Origin of the sequence: Methylobacterium sp. WL12, assembly GCF_008039475.1 — a bacterium.
Lineage (GTDB): Bacteria > Pseudomonadota > Alphaproteobacteria > Rhizobiales > Beijerinckiaceae > Methylobacterium > Methylobacterium cerastii.
In genome coordinates this window covers 1-219 of sequence record NZ_VRUW01000270.1, presented here as the reverse complement: position 1 = coordinate 219, position 219 = coordinate 1, and the positions used below count along the sequence as shown (strand labels likewise).

Genomic DNA, 219 nt, shown 5'->3' with positions numbered 1-219 from the left:
GGTTCCAGGGCGTGCTGCACGCCGACGGCTATGCCGGCTTCAATCGCCTCTACGAGGGCGGGCGCACCGGCGGTGCCCTGATCGAGGCGGCGTGCTGGGCCCACACCCGGCGCAAGTTCTTCGACGTTCACGCCAAATCCGACTCGGCTATCGCCGGGGAGGCGCTGGAGCGCATCGGCGCCCTCTACGCCATCGAACGCGAGATCGCCGGCCAGCCGC

Annotated in this window: 1 protein-coding gene; it reads left to right on the top strand. The window is 70.8% G+C overall.

Annotation, left to right across the window (positions count from 1 at the left end; translation table 11 throughout):
• Positions 1-219 (top strand): transposase (locus tag FV226_RS27825; protein WP_147765442.1); only part of this gene is annotated, 219 nt, incomplete at both ends.